Here is a 15586-nt window from a genome sequence, read left to right as displayed (position 1 = left end):
ATGCGCCGAACTGCGTCAGGCCGTGTTCCCCGGCAGCTGGATCAGATCTCTGCAGCCGCTGCCGCCGGCGATGCGTGCGTGCTCCAGATCCCGGCGAGCACTCGCGCCGCAGGTGCTGAACGAGGCGAAGATCGTCGCCTCCGCCAGCGGCCCGTCCCAGCCTCTGCCGACGAGCAGGTAGACGCCGTCACGTGTGACCGGGACGCGGGTGCGCGTGGGCGGCTGCCCGCTGCGGAAGAGCACGATGACCGCGCTGCGGATGTGCGGCCCCAGCACCCCGAAGCGAACCGTGCGGAGGTTCGACAGGCCGCACAGCGGCAGCTCGCTGCCGGGGGCGCACGGCGTGCCGGGCTCCTGCGCGTAGCGCAGCCCGTTGTTCGTCATCGGATACCGATCGGCGTGTATGCCGGCGCTGCCGCAGCCCCACGGGCCGGCGCCCGCGGCGTACGGCTGGAAGGCCCCGGCCGCGTCGAGCGTGCCCAGCCGCCCGTCGACGACGCGGCCGGCGACATAGCAGGCGATCGGCCGCACCGCGCCGGGCGACGCCGTCCCGCGCGCGGTCGCGACACCCCACGGCGGCCCGCCGTCGGGATCGGGCACGCGCAGCGGCTGGAGCTTCCACGAGCCGGCGCCCGCGGGCGCCGCCCCAGCGGCAGTCGCGGCCATCGCCGGCAGCGCAGCCGTCAACGCGGCAAGCGCGAGCAGCCGCCTGAATCCTGGTCTCATCGTCTCCTCCTCGATCGCGGACGATCCCCGCGGAGGACGTTAGTCGAAAGACTGGAAAATGGCTAGTTGCCGCTGGAGCCGAAGCCGCCGCTGCCGCGCTCGCTGTCGTCCAGCTCGGCGACCTCGATGGTCGCGGGCAGCTCGACGCGGATCAGCACGAGCTGGGCGATGCGGTCGCCGGCGGCGATCTCGCACGGCTCGTCGCGGTCGGTGTTGAGCAGCAGCACGCGCAGCTCGCCGCGGTAGCCGGCGTCGATCAGGCCGGGGGCGTTGACGAGCGCGATCCCTCTCTTGGCTGCCAGGCCGGAGCGCGGCAGCACGAGGCCGGCCTGGCCGTGCGGGATCGCGACGGCGATGCCGGTCGGCACCATCGCGCGGGCCCCGGGCGCGAGCGTCAGCGCCTCGACGGCGTGGAGGTCGAGGCCGGCGTCGCCGTCGTGGGCGCGCACCGGCACGCGCGCCTCCGGATGGAGGCGCTTCACGCGCAGCGGCTCCTGCGACAGCTCGCCGCGAGAAGGAGCCTCCGGCGAGTTCTCGCCCGGAACGCGAGCCCCCGGGGCGAGTCGTTCCGCGCTCACGAGGCGTGGTTCCCGTTGACGACGTAGCGCTGGAATCTGGCCGCGACCGTCGCCGGGACGCGCGCGGTGACGCGGACGCCCTCCGGCGTGTCCTCGCGCACGAGGTCGCCGGCGATTCTGTGCAGCTCGGCCAGTCTGCCGCCCTCGCTGTAGGGCAGCAGCAGCTCGACGTCGCGCAGGCGGCGCTCGAACTCGTGCTCGATCCGCTCGCCGAGGTCCTCCAGCCCCTCGCCCGTCAGCGCCGACACGAGCAGGCCCTCGGGGTGGCGCAGGCCGACGTCGACGCGCTGGTCGTCTTCGAGCGCGTCGGCCTTGTTGAGGATCAGCATCCGCGGCTGCTCGCCGGCGCCGATCTCGCCCAGCACCGAGTCGACCGCTCTCATCATCTCGTTCAGCTCGTCCTCGGGCGCGGAGGCGTCGACGACGTGCAGCAGCAGGTCCGCCATCCGCGTCTCCTCCAACGTCGCGCCGAAGGCGTCGACGAGCTGGTGGGGCAGCTTGCGGATGAAGCCGACGGTGTCGGTCAGCAGGTAGTCGCGACCGCCGAGTCTGTAGGAGCGGGTCGTCGGGTCGAGCGTGTGGAAGAGCCGGTTGCGGACGCCGACCTCGGCGCCGGTCAGTCTGTTCAGCAGCGTCGACTTGCCCGCGTTCGTGTAGCCGACGAGCGCGACCGTCGGCAGCTGCGCGCGCGAGCGCTCGGCGCGCATCGTCTCGCGCGAGCCCTTGACGCGTTCGAGTCTGCGCCGCAGCGCGGTGATGCGATCGCGCGCGAGGCGGCGGTCGGTCTCGATCTGCGACTCGCCCGGTCCGCGGGTGCCGATGCCGGGGCCGCCGCCGGGCGCGCCGGCGCCGGCGCCGAGTCGTTCGAGGTGGGTCCACAGCCCGCGCATGCGGGCGAGGTTGTACTGCAGCTGCGCCAGCTCGACCTGCAGCTTGCCCTCGGCCGAGTGGGCGTGGCCGGCGAAGATGTCGAGGATCACCGTCGTGCGGTCGACGACCGGCACGTCCAGCAGTCTCTCGAGGTTGCGCTCCTGCCGCGGCGACAGCTCGTCGTCGCAGGCGACGACGTTCGCGTCGCCGCTCTTCAGCAGCGCTCTCAGCTCGTCGATCTTGCCGGGCCCGAGGTAGGTGTTCGGGTGCGGTCTCTCGCGGTGCTGGACGAGCTGCCCGACGACCGCGACGCCCGCGGTCCGCAGCAGCTCCTGCAGCTCGGAGAGGTCGTCGCCCTGCTCCAGCGCTCCGATCATCAGCGCACGCTGCTTCGCGCGCCCGGCGGCGGCGGTCTCGTGACCGCTTCTGTTCTCTCCGGTTCGGCCGTTGCGGCTGCGGGTCGTCGTCATCTGCCACCCAGTCTAGTGGCGCGACGACGACCCGCGCGGGGCGTTAACCCAGCTGCTTGATCCGCTCGACGGCCTCGACGAGGCGCTCGTCGGGCGTCGTCAGCGAGATGCGGAAGAAGCCCTCGCCGCTGGCGCCGTAGGCGCCGCCGGGCGAGATCACGACCGCGGCCTGCTCGAGCACGTGCTCGCAGTAGGCGGCCGAGTTCTCGTAGCCGGCCGGGATCGGCGCCCACACGTAGATCGTGCCCTTCGGCGCGGTCACCTCGACGCCGGCCTGTCTCAGCGCCTCGACGACGAGGTCGCGGCGGCGCGTGTAGACGGCGTTCATCGCCGCGACGTCCTTGTCGACCTCCGTCGAGAGCGCCTCGACGGCGGCCAGCTGGACAGCCTCGAACAGGCCCGAGTCGACGTTGCTCTTGAGCTTCCAGTACGCGGCGATCGCGTCGGCGTTGCCGACGATCGCGGCCGCGCGCCAGCCGGTCATGTTGTAGCCCTTGGAGAGCGAGAAGACCTCGACGCCGACCTCCTTGGCGCCAGGCGTCGCGAGGAACGACGGCGCCACGTAGCCGTCGTACGTCGTCTCGCTGTAGGCGTTGTCGTGCACGACGAGGATGTCGTGCCGCTTCGCGAACGCCACCACCTGCTCGAAGAAGCCGTCCGGCACGATCGCGCCGGTCGGGTTGTTCGGGTAGTTGATGAACAGCAGCTTCGCGCGCTCCGCGTCGGCGTCGGAGATCGCGTCGAGGTCGGGCGCGAATCCCAGCTCCGGCTTCAGCGGCATCAGCACCGCGCCGGCGCCGGCCAGCAGCGGGCCGCCGGTGTAGACCGGGTAGCCGGGGTCCGACGCGAGCGCGATGTCCTCGGGATCGAGGAACGCGAGCGAGAGGTTGAAGATGCACTCCTTCGCGCCGATCGCCGGCATCACCTCGCTGTCGGCGTCGAGCGTGACGCCGAAGCGGCGCTGGTAGAAGGCGGCGACCGCGGCGCGGAAGTCCTGACGACCGCGGTTGGACGGGTACTGGTGCGTGCCCGGGTCCGCGACCGCTCTCTGCATCGCCGCGACGATCGGCGCGTAGGTCGGCGTGTCGGGGTCGCCGATGCCGAGCGAGATGACGTCGATCCCGGCCGCCTTCTTGTCGGCGATCTTCTTCTCCAGCTGGGCGAAGAGGTACGGCGGGATCAGGTCGAGTCGCTTACTCGGTCTCATGGAGCTCCTTGACGAAGTTCTCGGAGAGCTCGCCTCTGAAGACAGGGACGGCCCAGCCGGTCAGGTTCACGTGCAGGTCCTCGGCGACCTCGACCTCCAGCTCACCGCCGTCGAGCACGACGGTGACGGTCGAGAGGTCGGGATCGTCGCCCCCGCCGCCGCGCAGCACGTGCGCGACCGCGGCGCCGGTCGCGCCGGTGCCGGACGAGAGCGTCTCGCCGACGCCGCGCTCGAAGATGCGAGCGCGGATCCGGTCGGGCGCCAGCTCGGCGTACCAGGAGACGTTCGTGCGGTTGGGGAACAGCTCGTGGTGCTCCAGCGCGCCGCCGATCGCCGGCAGGTCGAGCGCCTCCAGCGCCTGGAGCGAGTCGACCTTGATCGAGCACTGAGGGTTGCCGATCGAGACGTGCTGGAAGCGCCACGTCGTGCCGTCGGCGATCAGCTCCGCGGCGCCGTCGTCGGGGCCGGAGGGGAAGTCCTTGGAGACGAGCTTGGCGCGGCCCATGTCGACCTTGCAGGTGGTCGGGCCGGTGATGCTCGGGCGGATCTCGCCGGCCGCGGTCATGATCGAGAACTCGTCCGCGTCGACCCAGCCGCGCTGGCGCAGGTACATGATCGCCTCGCGCGCGCCGTTGCCCGACAGCTCGGCCTCGGAGCCGTCCGGGTTGAAGATCTTCAGGTCGGCGGCGAAGCCCGGCTGGGCGCTTCTGGACAGCAGCAGGATGCCGTCGGCGAAGACGCCGAAATGGCCGGCGCAGAAGGCGCGGATGCGGGCCGGCGTCAGCTCGAACGGGAGCGCGTCGGCCTCGATGATGGCGTAGTCGTTGCCGAGCGCCTGCCACTTCTCGAACTTCACGCTGCCTCCGGTGTCTGGGACGGGTCTGGGACGGGCGGTTGCCGGCGGCGAAGGGTATCGATGATGGCCGCGACCTCGTCCGCGTCGCGGCCGGTCACGTCGATCGTCTCGACACCCGCGAGCTTGCGCATCCAGGTCAGCTGGCGCTTGGCGTACTGGCGGGTGCGGGTCTTCATCTGCTCGACGTCGCCGGCCAGCAGCTCGTCGAAGCCGAGCGCTCTGCGGGCGGTCGCCGACGCGCCCGCGGCGACCGCGCGCTCGACCTCCTCCCTCGCCCCCGCCGCGACCATCGCCTCCACGCGCGCGTCGATCCGCGCGTACAGCTCGGCGCGTTCGAGCGTCAGGCCGGCGAGCACGGTCGGCCGGCGCATCGTGTCGGTCCACAGCTGGTTGTCTGCGGCAGGCGGCCGGAGCGCGCCCGCGTCGAGCAGCTCGTGCGCGCGCACGATCCGCTGGCGGTCGCTCGGCTCGATCGGCGCCGCCGCCCACGCCGCCCGCTCGGCCAGGCGCGCGTGCAGCGCGGGCGCGCCGACGCGCTCCAGCTCGGCCGTCCAGCGCTCGCGCGCGCCGGGCGCCGGCGGCGGCTTGAGGTCGAGCTGCGTCAGCGCCGCGCGCAGGTAGAGGCCGGTGCCGCCGACGACGATCGGCGTGCGGCCGGCGGCGAGCGCGGCGTCGATCTCGTGGTGCGCCTTGTCCGCGTAGGCGCCGGCGCTGAAGGTCTCGGAGACCGGCAGGAAGGAGACGAGCCGGTGCTCCAGCTCGGCCTGCTCGGTCGCGTCGGCGGCGCCGGTCAGCCGCTCCAGCCCTGCGTAGACCTGGAGCGCGTCGGCGGAGATCGCGAGCGGCTCCTCGCCGGCCGCGCGCAGCCGCCGCGCGAGCGCCAGCGCGACCGCCGTCTTGCCGATTCCGGTCGGCCCGAAGATGGCGATCACGGTCGGCGGCATCGGTGCGGTCAGTATGGCGGCGAGAACCGTCGAGCGGCATCCCAGCCAGCAGTATGGTGGTGTGATGGGGGTACGGATCGGAACTGGAATCTCGACGCACGGCGATGCTCGCATCGGTGCGATCGAGGCCGCGCACGCGGCCGGGCGGGCGCTCGCGGGCGCGAAGGCAGACCTCGCGATCGTCTTCGCCGCGGGCGCGCACCTGGCGGCGCCGGAGGCGACGCTGGAGGGCGTCCACGAGGCGCTGCGACCGCCGGCGCTGATCGGCTGCGGGGCCGGCGGCGTGCTCGGCGGCGGCGCCGAGCACGAGGGCGGCACGGCCGTGACGGTGTGGGCGGCGGCGCTCGGCGGCGGCAGCGCGACGACCTTCCACGCGACCGCGCAGCAGATCGAGGAGACGATCGCGATCACCGGCATGGAGGATCTGGCAGGCGCACGCGGCGCGATCCTGCTGCCCGACCCCTACAGCTTCCCGACCGACGCGCTGCTGACCGACCTCGCCGAGCGCGCGGCGGGCGTGCCGATCGTCGGCGGGCTCGCGAGCGCCCGCACGGCCGAGGGCTCGGCCGCCCTCTTCCACGGCGACCGCGTTGTCGAGTCCGGCACGGTCGGGGTCCGCTTCGACGGGATCGAGCTGCTGCCGTGCGTCTCCCAGGGCGCGACTCCGGTCGGGCCGGAGATGACGGTGACGGCGGCCGAGGGCAACGTCATAACCGAGCTGGCCGGGCGCCCGGCGCTCGACCACATACGCGAGACGATCGAGCAGCTCGACGCGCGCGAGCGGACGCTCGTCGCCGGCGGCCTGCTGATCGGCGTCGTCGTCGACGGCGGCCAGGTCGACTACGAGCAGGGCGACTTCCTCGTGCGCGGCCTGCTCGGCGCCGACCCGGTCGCCGGCACGATCGCGATCGCCGCCCGCGTCGAGCCCGGCGCCGTCCTGCGCCTCCACGCCCGCGACCCCGCCGCCGCCGGCCGCGACCTGCACGACCAGATCCGGCTGCGGGTCGAGGCGCTCGGCGGCGCCCCCGCCGGCGCGCTCGCCTTCGCCTGCCACTCCCGCGGCCGCGACATGTTCGGCGTCGCCGACCACGACGCCGGCGCGCTCGCCGCCGAACTCGCCGGCGCCCCCTCCGCCGGCTTCTTCGCCGCCGGCGAGATCGGCCCCGTCGGCGCCGCGAGCTTCATGCACTCGTTCACGGCGACGGTGGCGCTGTTCGGCTAGCGCCGCCGGCGACGAGTCACCAGACGAGCGGCACGCCGTAGGCGGCGAACTGCTCGTCGCGACTGACGAGCGTGGCGCCCTCGGCGAGCGCTTGGGCGATCAGCAGGCGGTCGAACGGGTCGCGATGGTGCCACGGCAGCTGCTCGACCGCCTCAGCGTGTGCGACGGTGACAGGAAGCGGCAGCGCACCGGCGCTCTGGATCTCGGCCGCGAAGCCAGCCGGCGCGCGCAGCTTGCCGAGCGACCGCTTGATCGCGACCTCCCAGACGACAGCCGCGCTCAGCAGCACCTCGTTGGTGGAGTCGACGAGCGCGTCCGACGCCCGCGGGCCGACCCGCTCACCGCCGTCCAACCACCACAGCGCCGCGTGCGTGTCGAGCAGCAGCTTCACGCGCCGAACGCGTCGGCGATGTCGGACGGCAGCTGGTCGAAGTCGTCGGCGATCTCGACCTCACCACGCCAGCGGCCGCGCAGTTCCGCGAAGCCGTTGCGCGCCTCCACCGGCACCAGTCTCGCGACCGGCGTGCCGTTGCGGGAGATGACGATCTCCTCCCCGGCCTGCGCGCGCTCGACCAGCTTCGACAGCGTCGTCTTCGCCTCATGCATCCCGATCTGCGCCATTCCAACAGTGTAGCGCGCCTAGCTAGCCGGCTTAGCTAGATAGCAATTGCGGTTTCACAGCGCCGTCTGTGGCAGGCTTCCGGCCATGACGCAGATCCAGGGCTCCACAATTCTGCTCACCGGCGCGAGCGGTGGGATCGGGCAGGCGATCGCGCGGGCGCTGGCGGCGCGCGGCGGGCGGCTGATCCTGACCGGGCGCCGGGCCGAGGTGCTGGAGCCGCTGGCGCAGGAGCTGGGCGGGCGGGCGCTGTCGGTCGACCTCGCCGACCGCGACGCGCCGGCGCGGCTGGTCGCGGAGGCGGGTGACGTCGACGTGCTGGTCGCGAACGCCGCGCTGCCGGCGAGCGGGACGCTCGACGACTACACGCAGGCGGAGATCGACCGGGCGCTCGACGTCAATCTGCGCGCGCCGATCGCGCTCGCGAAGCTGCTCGCCGCGCAGATGGCGCCGCGCGGGCGCGGGCAGCTCGTCTTCATCTCCTCGCTGTCGGGCAAGTCGGCGCAGCCGGGCGGGTCGCTCTACTCCGCCACCAAGTTCGGGCTGCGCGGCTTCGCGCTCGCGCTGCGCGCGGACCTGCGCGACCAGGGCGTCGGCGTCTCGACCGTCTTCCCCGGCTTCGTGCGCGACGCGGGCATGTTCGCCGAGGCCGGCGTCGAGCTGCCCAGAGGGGTCGGCACGCGCTCGCCCGAGGAGGTCGCGGCCGGCGTCGTGAAGGCAATCGAGGGCAACAAGGCCGAGGTCGACGTCGCGCCGCTCAGCCTGCGCGCCGGCGCGGCGATATCGGGCCTGGCGCCGCAGCTGTCGGCGAACGTCAGCCGCCTGCTCGGCAACGAGAGAGTCACCCGCGCGCTCGCCGACGGCCAGAGAGCGAAGCGCTGAGCCGGCCGTCGCCCGCCGCCGCGGCGGGCGCGCTCAGACGAACTCGTCCGAGTGGACGGTCGTCGCCCAAAGGATCAGGGCGTTGGTCACGAGCAGGATCACCGACCAGATCGGGTAGGCGCCGAGCGAGAGGAAGTTCACGAGCAGGCCGAGGAAGGCGAGGAAGCCGGCCGTGATCGCCCCCGCCGCCCGCTGCGCGCCGACGAGCAGCGCACCCGCGATCTGAATCACGCCGACGATCAGCGCGACCCAGCCCCAGGTGCTGATCGTCGACCATATGAGGCTGTCGGAGGCGAAGTTCGACTTCTGCGCCAGCGCGGCGATCCCCCACAGCGCGTTGAGGACCCCGGCGATCCCGAGGTAGACGCCGACGAACAGCACCCAGCCGCTCGTGCGCGAACCTGCTCCCGTTCCTGTGCTCATCCGGCGACCCTCGCGCGGCGGCGGGTGAGCCCGCCTCACCCTGCGCGGGTGAGCGCCGGCAGCCGGGCGCTACGGTGCGTCCATGAGCGTCACCGTGCCACTCGCCTACCCCGCCCCGATCCCGCTCGGCCACCGCGTCGAGCTGACCTGGCTCGTCAAGCTCGGCGGGCTGCGCGGCAACAAGCCGTCCTCGCAGCCGTTCGAGCCGCATCTGCGCGACCTCGACAGCGGCATCGCGTACGGGCCCGAGTGGCAGTTCGGCAGCTACGGGATGTTCCGCTCCGACCGCGTCAACGCCTACTCGCAGGAGCCGCGACCGGACTTGGAGGTCGAGCGCACGCTGCGCGGCCGCGTCGTCGCCTGCACGGTCGTCAGCGTGACGCTGGCGGAGCCCTACCAGCAGACGCTGCTGCTGCTCGACGAGGAGTGAGCGCGCGGGCCGGCGCGAAAGTTCAGGGTCGATACGGATGCACGCAGCGCTCCGATCGGGAAAGCTGACCGTCATGCGCGCCTCCCGCCTTCCCTCCACCCTGCTGGCGACGGCAGCGACGACGCTCGCCGTCGCCGCCGCCCCGGCCGTCGCGGCACCGGCCGTCGACGGCGACTTCCCGGTCTCCGGCACGCCCGGCCAGCTGACGCTCGGGCCCGACGGCAACATCTGGGTCACCCTCTCCAGCGGCGATGGCGACATCGCAAAGATCGCGCCCGACGGCAGAGTCGAGGAGTTCAGAGACGCGAAGCTGAACGGCGCGGTCGGGATCGTCAGCGGCCCTGACGGAAGAGTCTGGCTGACCGAGCCCGGCAGATTCGTCAGCTTCTCGCCTGCCGACCCGGTCGGCAGCGCGACCGAGGTGCCGGCCCCGCAGATCAGATTCGTCAACCGCGTCGTCGTCGACGACGCGGGCGTGCTGTGGACCGCATCCGACGACAACGTCGTCAGCACGACGACCGCCGGTGTCGTCAGATCGTTCAGAGTCACCGGGCTCCTCAGCGCCCGCGGGATCGCCTTCGGCGGCGACAGACGGCTGTGGATCGTCGACTTCCTCGGTGCGAGCGTCATCTCGGTCGGGCGCGACGGCAGCGACGTACAGACGTTCGACGTCGGTGCCGGGACCGGCCCGCAGGAGATCGCCGCCGGCCCCGGCACGCAGGTCGCCTACACCGACCCGCAGAATGAGGTCGGGCGGATCACACCGCCCGGTCCCCCGCTCAGAACGCAGCTGCCGCTCAGCGACCCGTTCGGCCTCACCTTCGCGATCGACGGCGCGTGGTGGATCGCGCGCTTCGCCGCCGACGACCTCGCGCGCCTGACGCCCGACGGCACCGTCACGACGCTCGGCGGCTTCCCACCCGCCGCCGGCCCGCGCTGGGTCACCTCCGGCGCCAACGGAACGCTGTGGGTGTCGCTGCTGAACACGAGAAGAGTCGCGCGCGTGAGCGGGGTCGAGGCGCCGAGAGTCGATCCGCCGAGAACCGATCCGCCCAGAACGGATCCGCCGAGAACCGACGTGCCGAGAGACACCGCCAAGCCGACCGTGCGGCTGGGGCTGAGCGGCAGAGCGGCGGCCGGGGCGAGAGCGCTCGTCGTCAGCGGACGCGTCAGCGAGGCCGCCACCGTCAGCGCGACGCTGCGGCAGCGGGTCGCCGGCAAGCGCCGCGGCGGCTCGTGCGTGAAGCCGACGCGCAAGCTGCGCAGAGCGCGCTCGTGCTTGCGCTGGGTGACGCTCGCGTCGGCGAAGGCGAGCACGCGCGGCGCCGGAAGCGTGCGGCTGACGCTGCGCCGTCGCGGCGGGTTCGCCGCCGGCCGCTACAGAGTCGACTACAGCGCCCGCGACACGGCCGGCAACAAGAGCGCCACGAAGACGATCGCGATCACGCTGCGGGCGAGACGGCGCTGAGGGCGGGGCGGCGCGGGCGCGCGCTGGCGCGCCCGCGTTTGATCCAAAAGCGGATCGCGTACCGTATGTGAAGAACTCGTGACCGCCGTCCGATGACCTGACAGTGACCGCCCTCGACCGCCCGCCGACGCTCGCAACCGTCCCGCTCGCCTATGACCGAATCGGCAGCGGCCCGCCGCTCGTGCTGGTGCACGGCCTCGGCGGCGAGCGGCACGTGTGGGAGCCGCTGCTGGCGCCGCTGGGCGAGCACCACACGCTGGTCATCCCCGACCTGCCCGGCTTCGGCGCCTCGCCGCAGCTGCCGGCGTACGAGCCGGCGACCGCGGCCGCGCTGGCCGCCTCGGTCGCGCGCCTGCTCGACGAGCTGGGGATCGTGGAGGCCGACGTCGTCGGCAACTCGCTCGGCGGCTGGGTGTCGCTGGAGCTCGCGCTGCTCGGTCGCGCCCGCACCGTCACCGCGCTCTGCCCCGCCGGCTTCTGGACGCGGCCGCTCGGCCCGCGCAGGGATGGCGCCCGCAGACTGGCGCAGGCGACCCGCCGCTTCCTGCCGCTGCTGACGCGCAGCGGGCGCGTGCGCCAGGCCGCGCTCGCCGGCACGGTCGCGCACCCGGAGCGGGTGCCGCCGAGGTCGGCCGCGCGGATGATCTCCTCCTACGCCTCGGCGCCCGGCTTCCTCGCCGCCGACGCCGCGATGCGCGCCAGCCGCTTCGCCCGCATCGCCGACCTCGACGTGCCGGTGACGCTCGCCTGGGGCGAGCGCGACCGCCTGCTGTCACCGCCGCGTGCGCTGCCCGACGGCGTCGTCTCGCTGTCGCTGCCCGACTGCGGCCACCTGCCGATGTGGGACGACCCGCGCCTGGTCGCGCGAGTCGTGCTCGACGCGGTCGGCCGCGACGTCACCGCGCACGCGACGTAGCGGCGCGACAGCTCGCGAGCGGCGCCGGCGGCGTCAGGCCGCGTAGCGCTGCGCGGCGCGGGCGCGCGCCTTCTCCGCCTCGACCTCGCGGTCCTTCGGCGGCGCGTTCGTCTCCAGCTCCGCGAGCAGCTCGCGCGAGATCTCGGCGACCGCCTCGACGGCCCGCGCGAACGCCTCCTCGTTCGCTCTCGACGGTCTCGTGAAGCCGCTGATCTTGCGCACGTATTGGAGCGCGGCGGCGTGGACCTCGTCCGAGGTCGCCGGCGGCTCGAAGTTGTAGAGCGTTCTGATGTTCCGGCACATACGTCCCATCCTAGAAATGTCGCTGGTGAGCGTCCAGCTACTCTGACCGCCGATGGAGGTCTTTGTCATCGGTCTCACCGGCAAGGTCGGCGATCTGCTCGCGCAGGAGCTGCTCGCGCGCGGCGACCGCGTCCGGGGCCTCGTCCGCCGTGAGCAGCAGCGCGCCGCGCTGGCCGCGCGCGGCATCGACGCCGTCGTCGGCGACCTCGCCGCCATCGGCGCCGACGCGCTCGCGACGGCGATCGGCGGCGCCGACGCGATCGTCTTCGCGGCCGGCTCCAACGGCGGCAGCGCCGCGGTCACGAAGGCGATCGACGAGGACGGCGTGGCGACGGCGATCGAGGCCGCGCGCCGCGCCGGCGGCCAGCCTCCGCGGCCGGCGAGCGCTCCGGCCAGCAGCCAACCCGCGCAGCCGGCGAGCCCGCCGGCCGGCAGCCCCCGCCTCGCGCTCGTCTCGGTGCTGCCGGAGTCGTGGCGCGAGCGCGACAACGGCGACGAGGTCGAGTTCTACTTCGCGGCCAAGAAGCGCGCCGAGGTGGCGCTCACCCGCAGCGTCCTCGACTGGCTGATCCTGCGCCCCTCCCTGCTCGTCGACGACCCGCCCACCGGCACCGTCGCCCTCGGCCCCGCCGAGCTGCACGACCAGATCCCCCGCGCCGACGTCGCCGCCACCCTCGCCGCCCTGCTGCACGAGCCCCGCATCAGCCGCCAGATCCTCGAGCTGAACTGCGGCTCAACCCCCATCCCCGCCGCGGTCGCAGCGAACGTCCGCGGCTGAGCCGTCGACCTCGGCCGCTTCCAGCTACCCTGGCGCGCGATGACCGCTGCCACTGCTGTTGCCGATCCGCGCGCTGCCGCTTGGGAGCGGCGGTTGACTCCTCTCGTGCTCGGTGCGGCGATCGCCGTGCTGCCGCTGCTGGCGCTGTCGCTGGCGAGACCGCACGGGACCCTGCACGAGGTCGAGACGATCGGGCACTGGGTCGTGTGGACGCTGTTCCTCGCCGAGGCGGTGATCATGCTGAGCGTCAGCCAGGATCGGCTCGGGTGGGCGTCGGGGCACCGCTTCGAGCTGCTGATCGTGGTCGTCAGCTCGCCGTTCCTGCCGCTGGCGCTGGCGGCGGCTCCGGCGCTGCGGCTGCTGGTCGTCGCGAAGCTGTTCAAGGCGCTGAAGATCGTCAAGCTGGCGAAGCTCGGCAAGCTCGGGAAGGCCGTCAAGCTGCTGCGCAGAAAGCTGCAGCTGAGCCCGCGCGGGGAGCTGGTGCTCGCCGCGGTCGGGCTGACGCTGGGCCTGGCGACGCTCGTCTACATCGTCACCGACGACGCGCCGCTGGACGACCTCGGCAACACCGTCGCGCTCATCGTCGCGGGCGTGCTGCTGACGAGCTGCGTCGCGCATCTGCACCGCCGCCGGCAGCGGGCCGCCCGCGGCTAGGCAGCCGCGGTCGATCGCTGTCGATAGACGACAGCAATCGACCGGGGCTCGGCGGCTCAGGCGGGGACGGGCGCGGCGGGCGCGGGCTGCGGCTCGGCCAGCAGGCCGCGGCGGCGCAGCGCCGGGATGACGCCTTCGCCCACCCGGTAGGCCTCCTCCAGGTGCGGATAGCCGGACAGGACGAACTCGTCCAGGCCCAGCTCGTGGTACTCGGCGATCCGCTCGGCGACCTCTTCGTGGGAGCCGACCAGGGCCGTGCCGGCGCCGCCGCGGACGAGGCCGACGCCGGCCCACAGGTTCGGGTAGATCTCCAGCCCGTCCTTGGTGCCGGCGTTGAGCGCGAGCATCCGCTTCTGGCCCTCGGACTGGGAGCCTCTCAGCGTCTCCTGCGCCCGCGCGATCGCGGCCTCGTCGATGCCCTCCAGCAGCTTGTCGGCCTCGGCCCACGCCTCCTCGGAGGTGTCGCGCGAGATCGCGTGCAGGCGGATGCCGAAGCGCAGCTCGCGGCCCGCCCGGTCGGCCGCCTCGCGCACGCGGGCGATCTTCTCCGCCACCTGCGCCGGCGGCTCGCCCCAGGTCAGGTACACGTCCGCGTATCTGGCCGCCACCTCCAGCGCCGGCGGCGAGGAGCCGCCGAGGTAGATGCCCGGCTGCACGTCCGGCGGGTTCGGGACGTGGGCGCCCTCGACTCTGATGAAGCGGCCGTCGAAGTCGACCGGCGCCCCCTCCCACGCCCGCCGCACGACCTCCAGGTACTCGCCCGCCCGCGCGTAGCGGTCGTCCTTGCCGAGGAAGTCGCCGAAGCGGCGCTGCTCGACGTCGTCACCGCCGGTGACGACGTTGAGCAGCAGGCGGTTGCCGGAGACGCGCTGGAAGGTCGCCGCCATCTGCGCCGCCAGCGTCGGCGCGACCAGCCCCGGGCGGAACGCCACCAGGAATCTGAGCCGCTCCGTCACCTGCGACAGCGCCGCCGTCATCACCCAGGCGTCCTCGCACCAGCTGCTCGTCGGCGTCAGCGCGGCCTCGAAGCCGAGCTGCTCCGCCGTGCGGGCGATCTGGCCGATGTACTGGACCGTCGGCTGCCGCTCGCTCGCCCCGCTGAAGTCGAGGTGCTTCTTCGCGCCGACGGCGTTCCCCTTCGACAGATCGGTGCGCGAGTCGCCGGTCGTCGGCAGGAACCAGTGGAGCGAGACCGGCATCAGTTCGCCGCTCTGTCGCCGTAGACCGACTCGTCGACGATGTCGGTGAACGTCACTCTTCTCGTCAGCTCGCCCTCGCTGAAGAAGAGGTCGGCCAGTCTCTGCTGGGAGTCGACGATCTCGCCGTCGAGCGGGACGATGTCGGAGGCCTTTCTGCGCGCGGCGATTCTCGTCACCTCCAGCGGCAGGCCGGAGTCCTCGCTCCAGGCGGCGGCCCATTCGTCGGGGTTGTCGCCGGCCCACGTCCAGGCCGCCTGCAGCCGTCTCAGGTAGTCCTGGATCGCGGCGACCTTCGCCGGGTCTCTCAGCTGCGCCGAGGAGGCGATCTCGAAGCCGAGGCCGTGCTCGTACGGCTCGCCGGCGGCGATCTCCTTCGCGTCGAGCGTCGCGATCGCCTGCGTCGCGAACGGATCCCAGACCGACAGCGCGTCGACCGAGCCCGACTGGAAGGCGGCGAGCGCGTCCGGCGGGGCGAGGAAGGCGAACTCGACGTCCTTGCTCGACAGCCCCTCGGACTTGAGCGCGTTGAGGATGAAGGCGTGGCCGGAGGTCCCTCTCGGCACCGCGATCTTCTTGCCCTTCAGATCCGCGATCGACGTGATCGACGAGTCCTTCGGGACGAGCAGCCGGTTCTCCTGGCTGTCGCGCTCCTTGACGGCGGCGATCACGTTGAAGCTCGCGCCCGCGGCGGCGCCGAAGATCGGCGGTGCGCAGCCGACCCAGGCGACGTCGATTCTGTCGGCGCCGGCGGCCTCGACCAGCGGCGGGCCGGCGACGAAGGTCGACCACTCGATCTCGTACGGCAGATCGTCCAGCTGGCCCGACTTCTGCAGCACCGCTCTGATGCCGTCCTTCTGCGTGCCGACGCGCAGCACGACCTTCTTGTCGGAGCCGGAGCCGCCGGAGGTGGACGCCGACGAGCTGTCGTCGTCGGAGGAGCCGCAGCCGACCGCGACGGCGGCGACCAGCGCGAGCAGGGACAGCAGCACGGCGCGTACGGACGTACGTGTCATACGAGAAGGACCTCCCCTTCGTGATGTG

General features: G+C 73.0%; 19 protein-coding genes. 7 read left to right on the top strand and 12 right to left on the bottom strand.

What is annotated here, in order from left to right; all coding sequences use genetic code 11:
- Nucleotides 1-15 precede the first annotated feature (15 nt).
- The 6 genes from Q7L73_RS10005 to miaA all read right to left on the bottom strand — a co-directional run bounded on the left by Q7L73_RS10005 (nt 16) and on the right by miaA (nt 5651).
- On the bottom strand, nt 16-726 hold the full coding sequence (locus tag Q7L73_RS10005; RefSeq protein ID WP_304689243.1) for a hypothetical protein: 711 nt from the start codon (nt 724-726) through the stop codon (nt 16-18).
- 62 nt (nt 727-788) lie between these two features.
- Nucleotides 789-1208, bottom strand: a complete 420-nt coding sequence (dut, locus tag Q7L73_RS10000) for a dUTP diphosphatase (RefSeq protein WP_370552376.1) — start codon at nt 1206-1208, stop codon at nt 789-791.
- A 92-nt stretch (nt 1209-1300) separates the two neighbouring features.
- The gene (gene hflX, locus Q7L73_RS09995) at nt 1301-2644 is read right to left on the bottom strand and encodes a GTPase HflX (protein ID WP_304689247.1); all 1344 of its coding nucleotides are present in this window, start codon (nt 2642-2644) and stop codon (nt 1301-1303) included.
- Nucleotides 2645-2687: 43 nt separating this feature from the next.
- Complete coding sequence (locus tag Q7L73_RS09990; protein ID WP_304689249.1) at nt 2688-3851, bottom strand: LL-diaminopimelate aminotransferase; 1164 nt, start codon at nt 3849-3851, stop codon at nt 2688-2690.
- Complete coding sequence (dapF, locus tag Q7L73_RS09985) at nt 3838-4707, bottom strand: diaminopimelate epimerase (protein ID WP_304689252.1); 870 nt, start codon at nt 4705-4707, stop codon at nt 3838-3840. Before dapF ends, Q7L73_RS09990 begins: the two co-directional genes overlap by 14 nt.
- Nucleotides 4704-5651: a tRNA (adenosine(37)-N6)-dimethylallyltransferase MiaA gene (gene miaA, locus Q7L73_RS09980; RefSeq protein WP_304689254.1), complete on the bottom strand. Its 948-nt coding sequence runs from the start codon at nt 5649-5651 to the stop codon at nt 4704-4706. The genes dapF and miaA overlap by 4 nt, the downstream gene beginning before the upstream one ends.
- 64 nt (nt 5652-5715) lie before the next feature.
- Here miaA and Q7L73_RS09975 point away from each other — a divergent pair, with 64 nt between their 5' ends.
- The gene (locus tag Q7L73_RS09975) at nt 5716-6873 is read left to right on the top strand and encodes an FIST N-terminal domain-containing protein (protein ID WP_304689256.1); all 1158 of its coding nucleotides are present in this window, start codon (nt 5716-5718) and stop codon (nt 6871-6873) included.
- A gap of 16 nt (nt 6874-6889) precedes the next feature.
- On the opposite strand, the gene Q7L73_RS09970 is transcribed toward Q7L73_RS09975, so the two are convergent.
- Both Q7L73_RS09970 and Q7L73_RS09965 read right to left on the bottom strand, forming a co-directional pair.
- Nucleotides 6890-7264, bottom strand: coding sequence for a type II toxin-antitoxin system VapC family toxin (locus tag Q7L73_RS09970; RefSeq protein WP_304689257.1), 375 nt, complete (start codon nt 7262-7264; stop codon nt 6890-6892).
- On the bottom strand, nt 7261-7494 hold the full coding sequence (locus Q7L73_RS09965) for a type II toxin-antitoxin system Phd/YefM family antitoxin (RefSeq protein ID WP_304689259.1): 234 nt from the start codon (nt 7492-7494) through the stop codon (nt 7261-7263). Before Q7L73_RS09965 ends, Q7L73_RS09970 begins: the two co-directional genes overlap by 4 nt.
- 85 nt (nt 7495-7579) lie before the next feature.
- On the opposite strand from Q7L73_RS09965, the gene Q7L73_RS09960 reads away from it, so the two are divergent.
- Nucleotides 7580-8374, top strand: a complete 795-nt coding sequence (locus Q7L73_RS09960; RefSeq protein ID WP_304689261.1) for an SDR family oxidoreductase — start codon at nt 7580-7582, stop codon at nt 8372-8374.
- 33 nt (nt 8375-8407) lie between these two features.
- Here Q7L73_RS09960 and Q7L73_RS09955 read toward each other — a convergent pair whose 3' ends face one another.
- Nucleotides 8408-8797, bottom strand: coding sequence for a hypothetical protein (locus Q7L73_RS09955; protein ID WP_304689263.1), 390 nt, complete (start codon nt 8795-8797; stop codon nt 8408-8410).
- 82 nt (nt 8798-8879) lie between these two features.
- Between Q7L73_RS09955 and Q7L73_RS09950 the strand changes: the two genes are divergently transcribed.
- From Q7L73_RS09950 to Q7L73_RS09940, 3 genes are all read left to right on the top strand, one after another.
- Nucleotides 8880-9227: a hypothetical protein gene (locus Q7L73_RS09950; protein WP_304689265.1), complete on the top strand. Its 348-nt coding sequence runs from the start codon at nt 8880-8882 to the stop codon at nt 9225-9227.
- A gap of 73 nt (nt 9228-9300) precedes the next feature.
- Nucleotides 9301-10695, top strand: coding sequence for a hypothetical protein (locus Q7L73_RS09945; protein ID WP_304689271.1), 1395 nt, complete (start codon nt 9301-9303; stop codon nt 10693-10695).
- A gap of 103 nt (nt 10696-10798) precedes the next feature.
- Nucleotides 10799-11611, top strand: coding sequence for an alpha/beta fold hydrolase (locus Q7L73_RS09940; RefSeq protein ID WP_304689273.1), 813 nt, complete (start codon nt 10799-10801; stop codon nt 11609-11611).
- Nucleotides 11612-11644: 33 nt separating this feature from the next.
- Here Q7L73_RS09940 and Q7L73_RS09935 read toward each other — a convergent pair whose 3' ends face one another.
- Nucleotides 11645-11914 (bottom strand): DUF2277 domain-containing protein, encoded by a 270-nt coding sequence (locus Q7L73_RS09935; RefSeq protein WP_304689275.1) that lies wholly within the window; start codon nt 11912-11914, stop codon nt 11645-11647.
- Between the two features lie 52 nt (nt 11915-11966).
- Between Q7L73_RS09935 and Q7L73_RS09930 the strand changes: the two genes are divergently transcribed.
- Both Q7L73_RS09930 and Q7L73_RS09925 read left to right on the top strand, forming a co-directional pair.
- Nucleotides 11967-12692 (top strand): NAD(P)H-binding protein, encoded by a 726-nt coding sequence (locus tag Q7L73_RS09930; RefSeq protein ID WP_304689277.1) that lies wholly within the window; start codon nt 11967-11969, stop codon nt 12690-12692.
- Nucleotides 12693-12731: 39 nt separating this feature from the next.
- The gene (locus Q7L73_RS09925) at nt 12732-13346 is read left to right on the top strand and encodes a hypothetical protein (protein WP_304689279.1); all 615 of its coding nucleotides are present in this window, start codon (nt 12732-12734) and stop codon (nt 13344-13346) included.
- Between the two features lie 56 nt (nt 13347-13402).
- Here Q7L73_RS09925 and Q7L73_RS09920 read toward each other — a convergent pair whose 3' ends face one another.
- Nucleotides 13403-14545 carry an LLM class flavin-dependent oxidoreductase gene (locus Q7L73_RS09920; protein WP_304689281.1) on the bottom strand — a complete coding sequence of 381 codons (1143 nt, stop codon included), beginning with the start codon at nt 14543-14545 and terminating at the stop codon, nt 13403-13405.
- Nucleotides 14545-15558: an ABC transporter substrate-binding protein gene (locus Q7L73_RS09915; RefSeq protein WP_304689283.1), complete on the bottom strand. Its 1014-nt coding sequence runs from the start codon at nt 15556-15558 to the stop codon at nt 14545-14547. The genes Q7L73_RS09920 and Q7L73_RS09915 overlap by 1 nt, the downstream gene beginning before the upstream one ends.
- Between the last annotated feature and the right edge of the window lie 28 nt (nt 15559-15586).

This window comes from Conexibacter sp. CPCC 205762 (assembly GCF_030646155.1).
Taxonomy (GTDB): domain Bacteria; phylum Actinomycetota; class Thermoleophilia; order Solirubrobacterales; family Solirubrobacteraceae; genus Conexibacter.
This window is presented reverse-complemented; position numbering and strand designations above follow the sequence as displayed.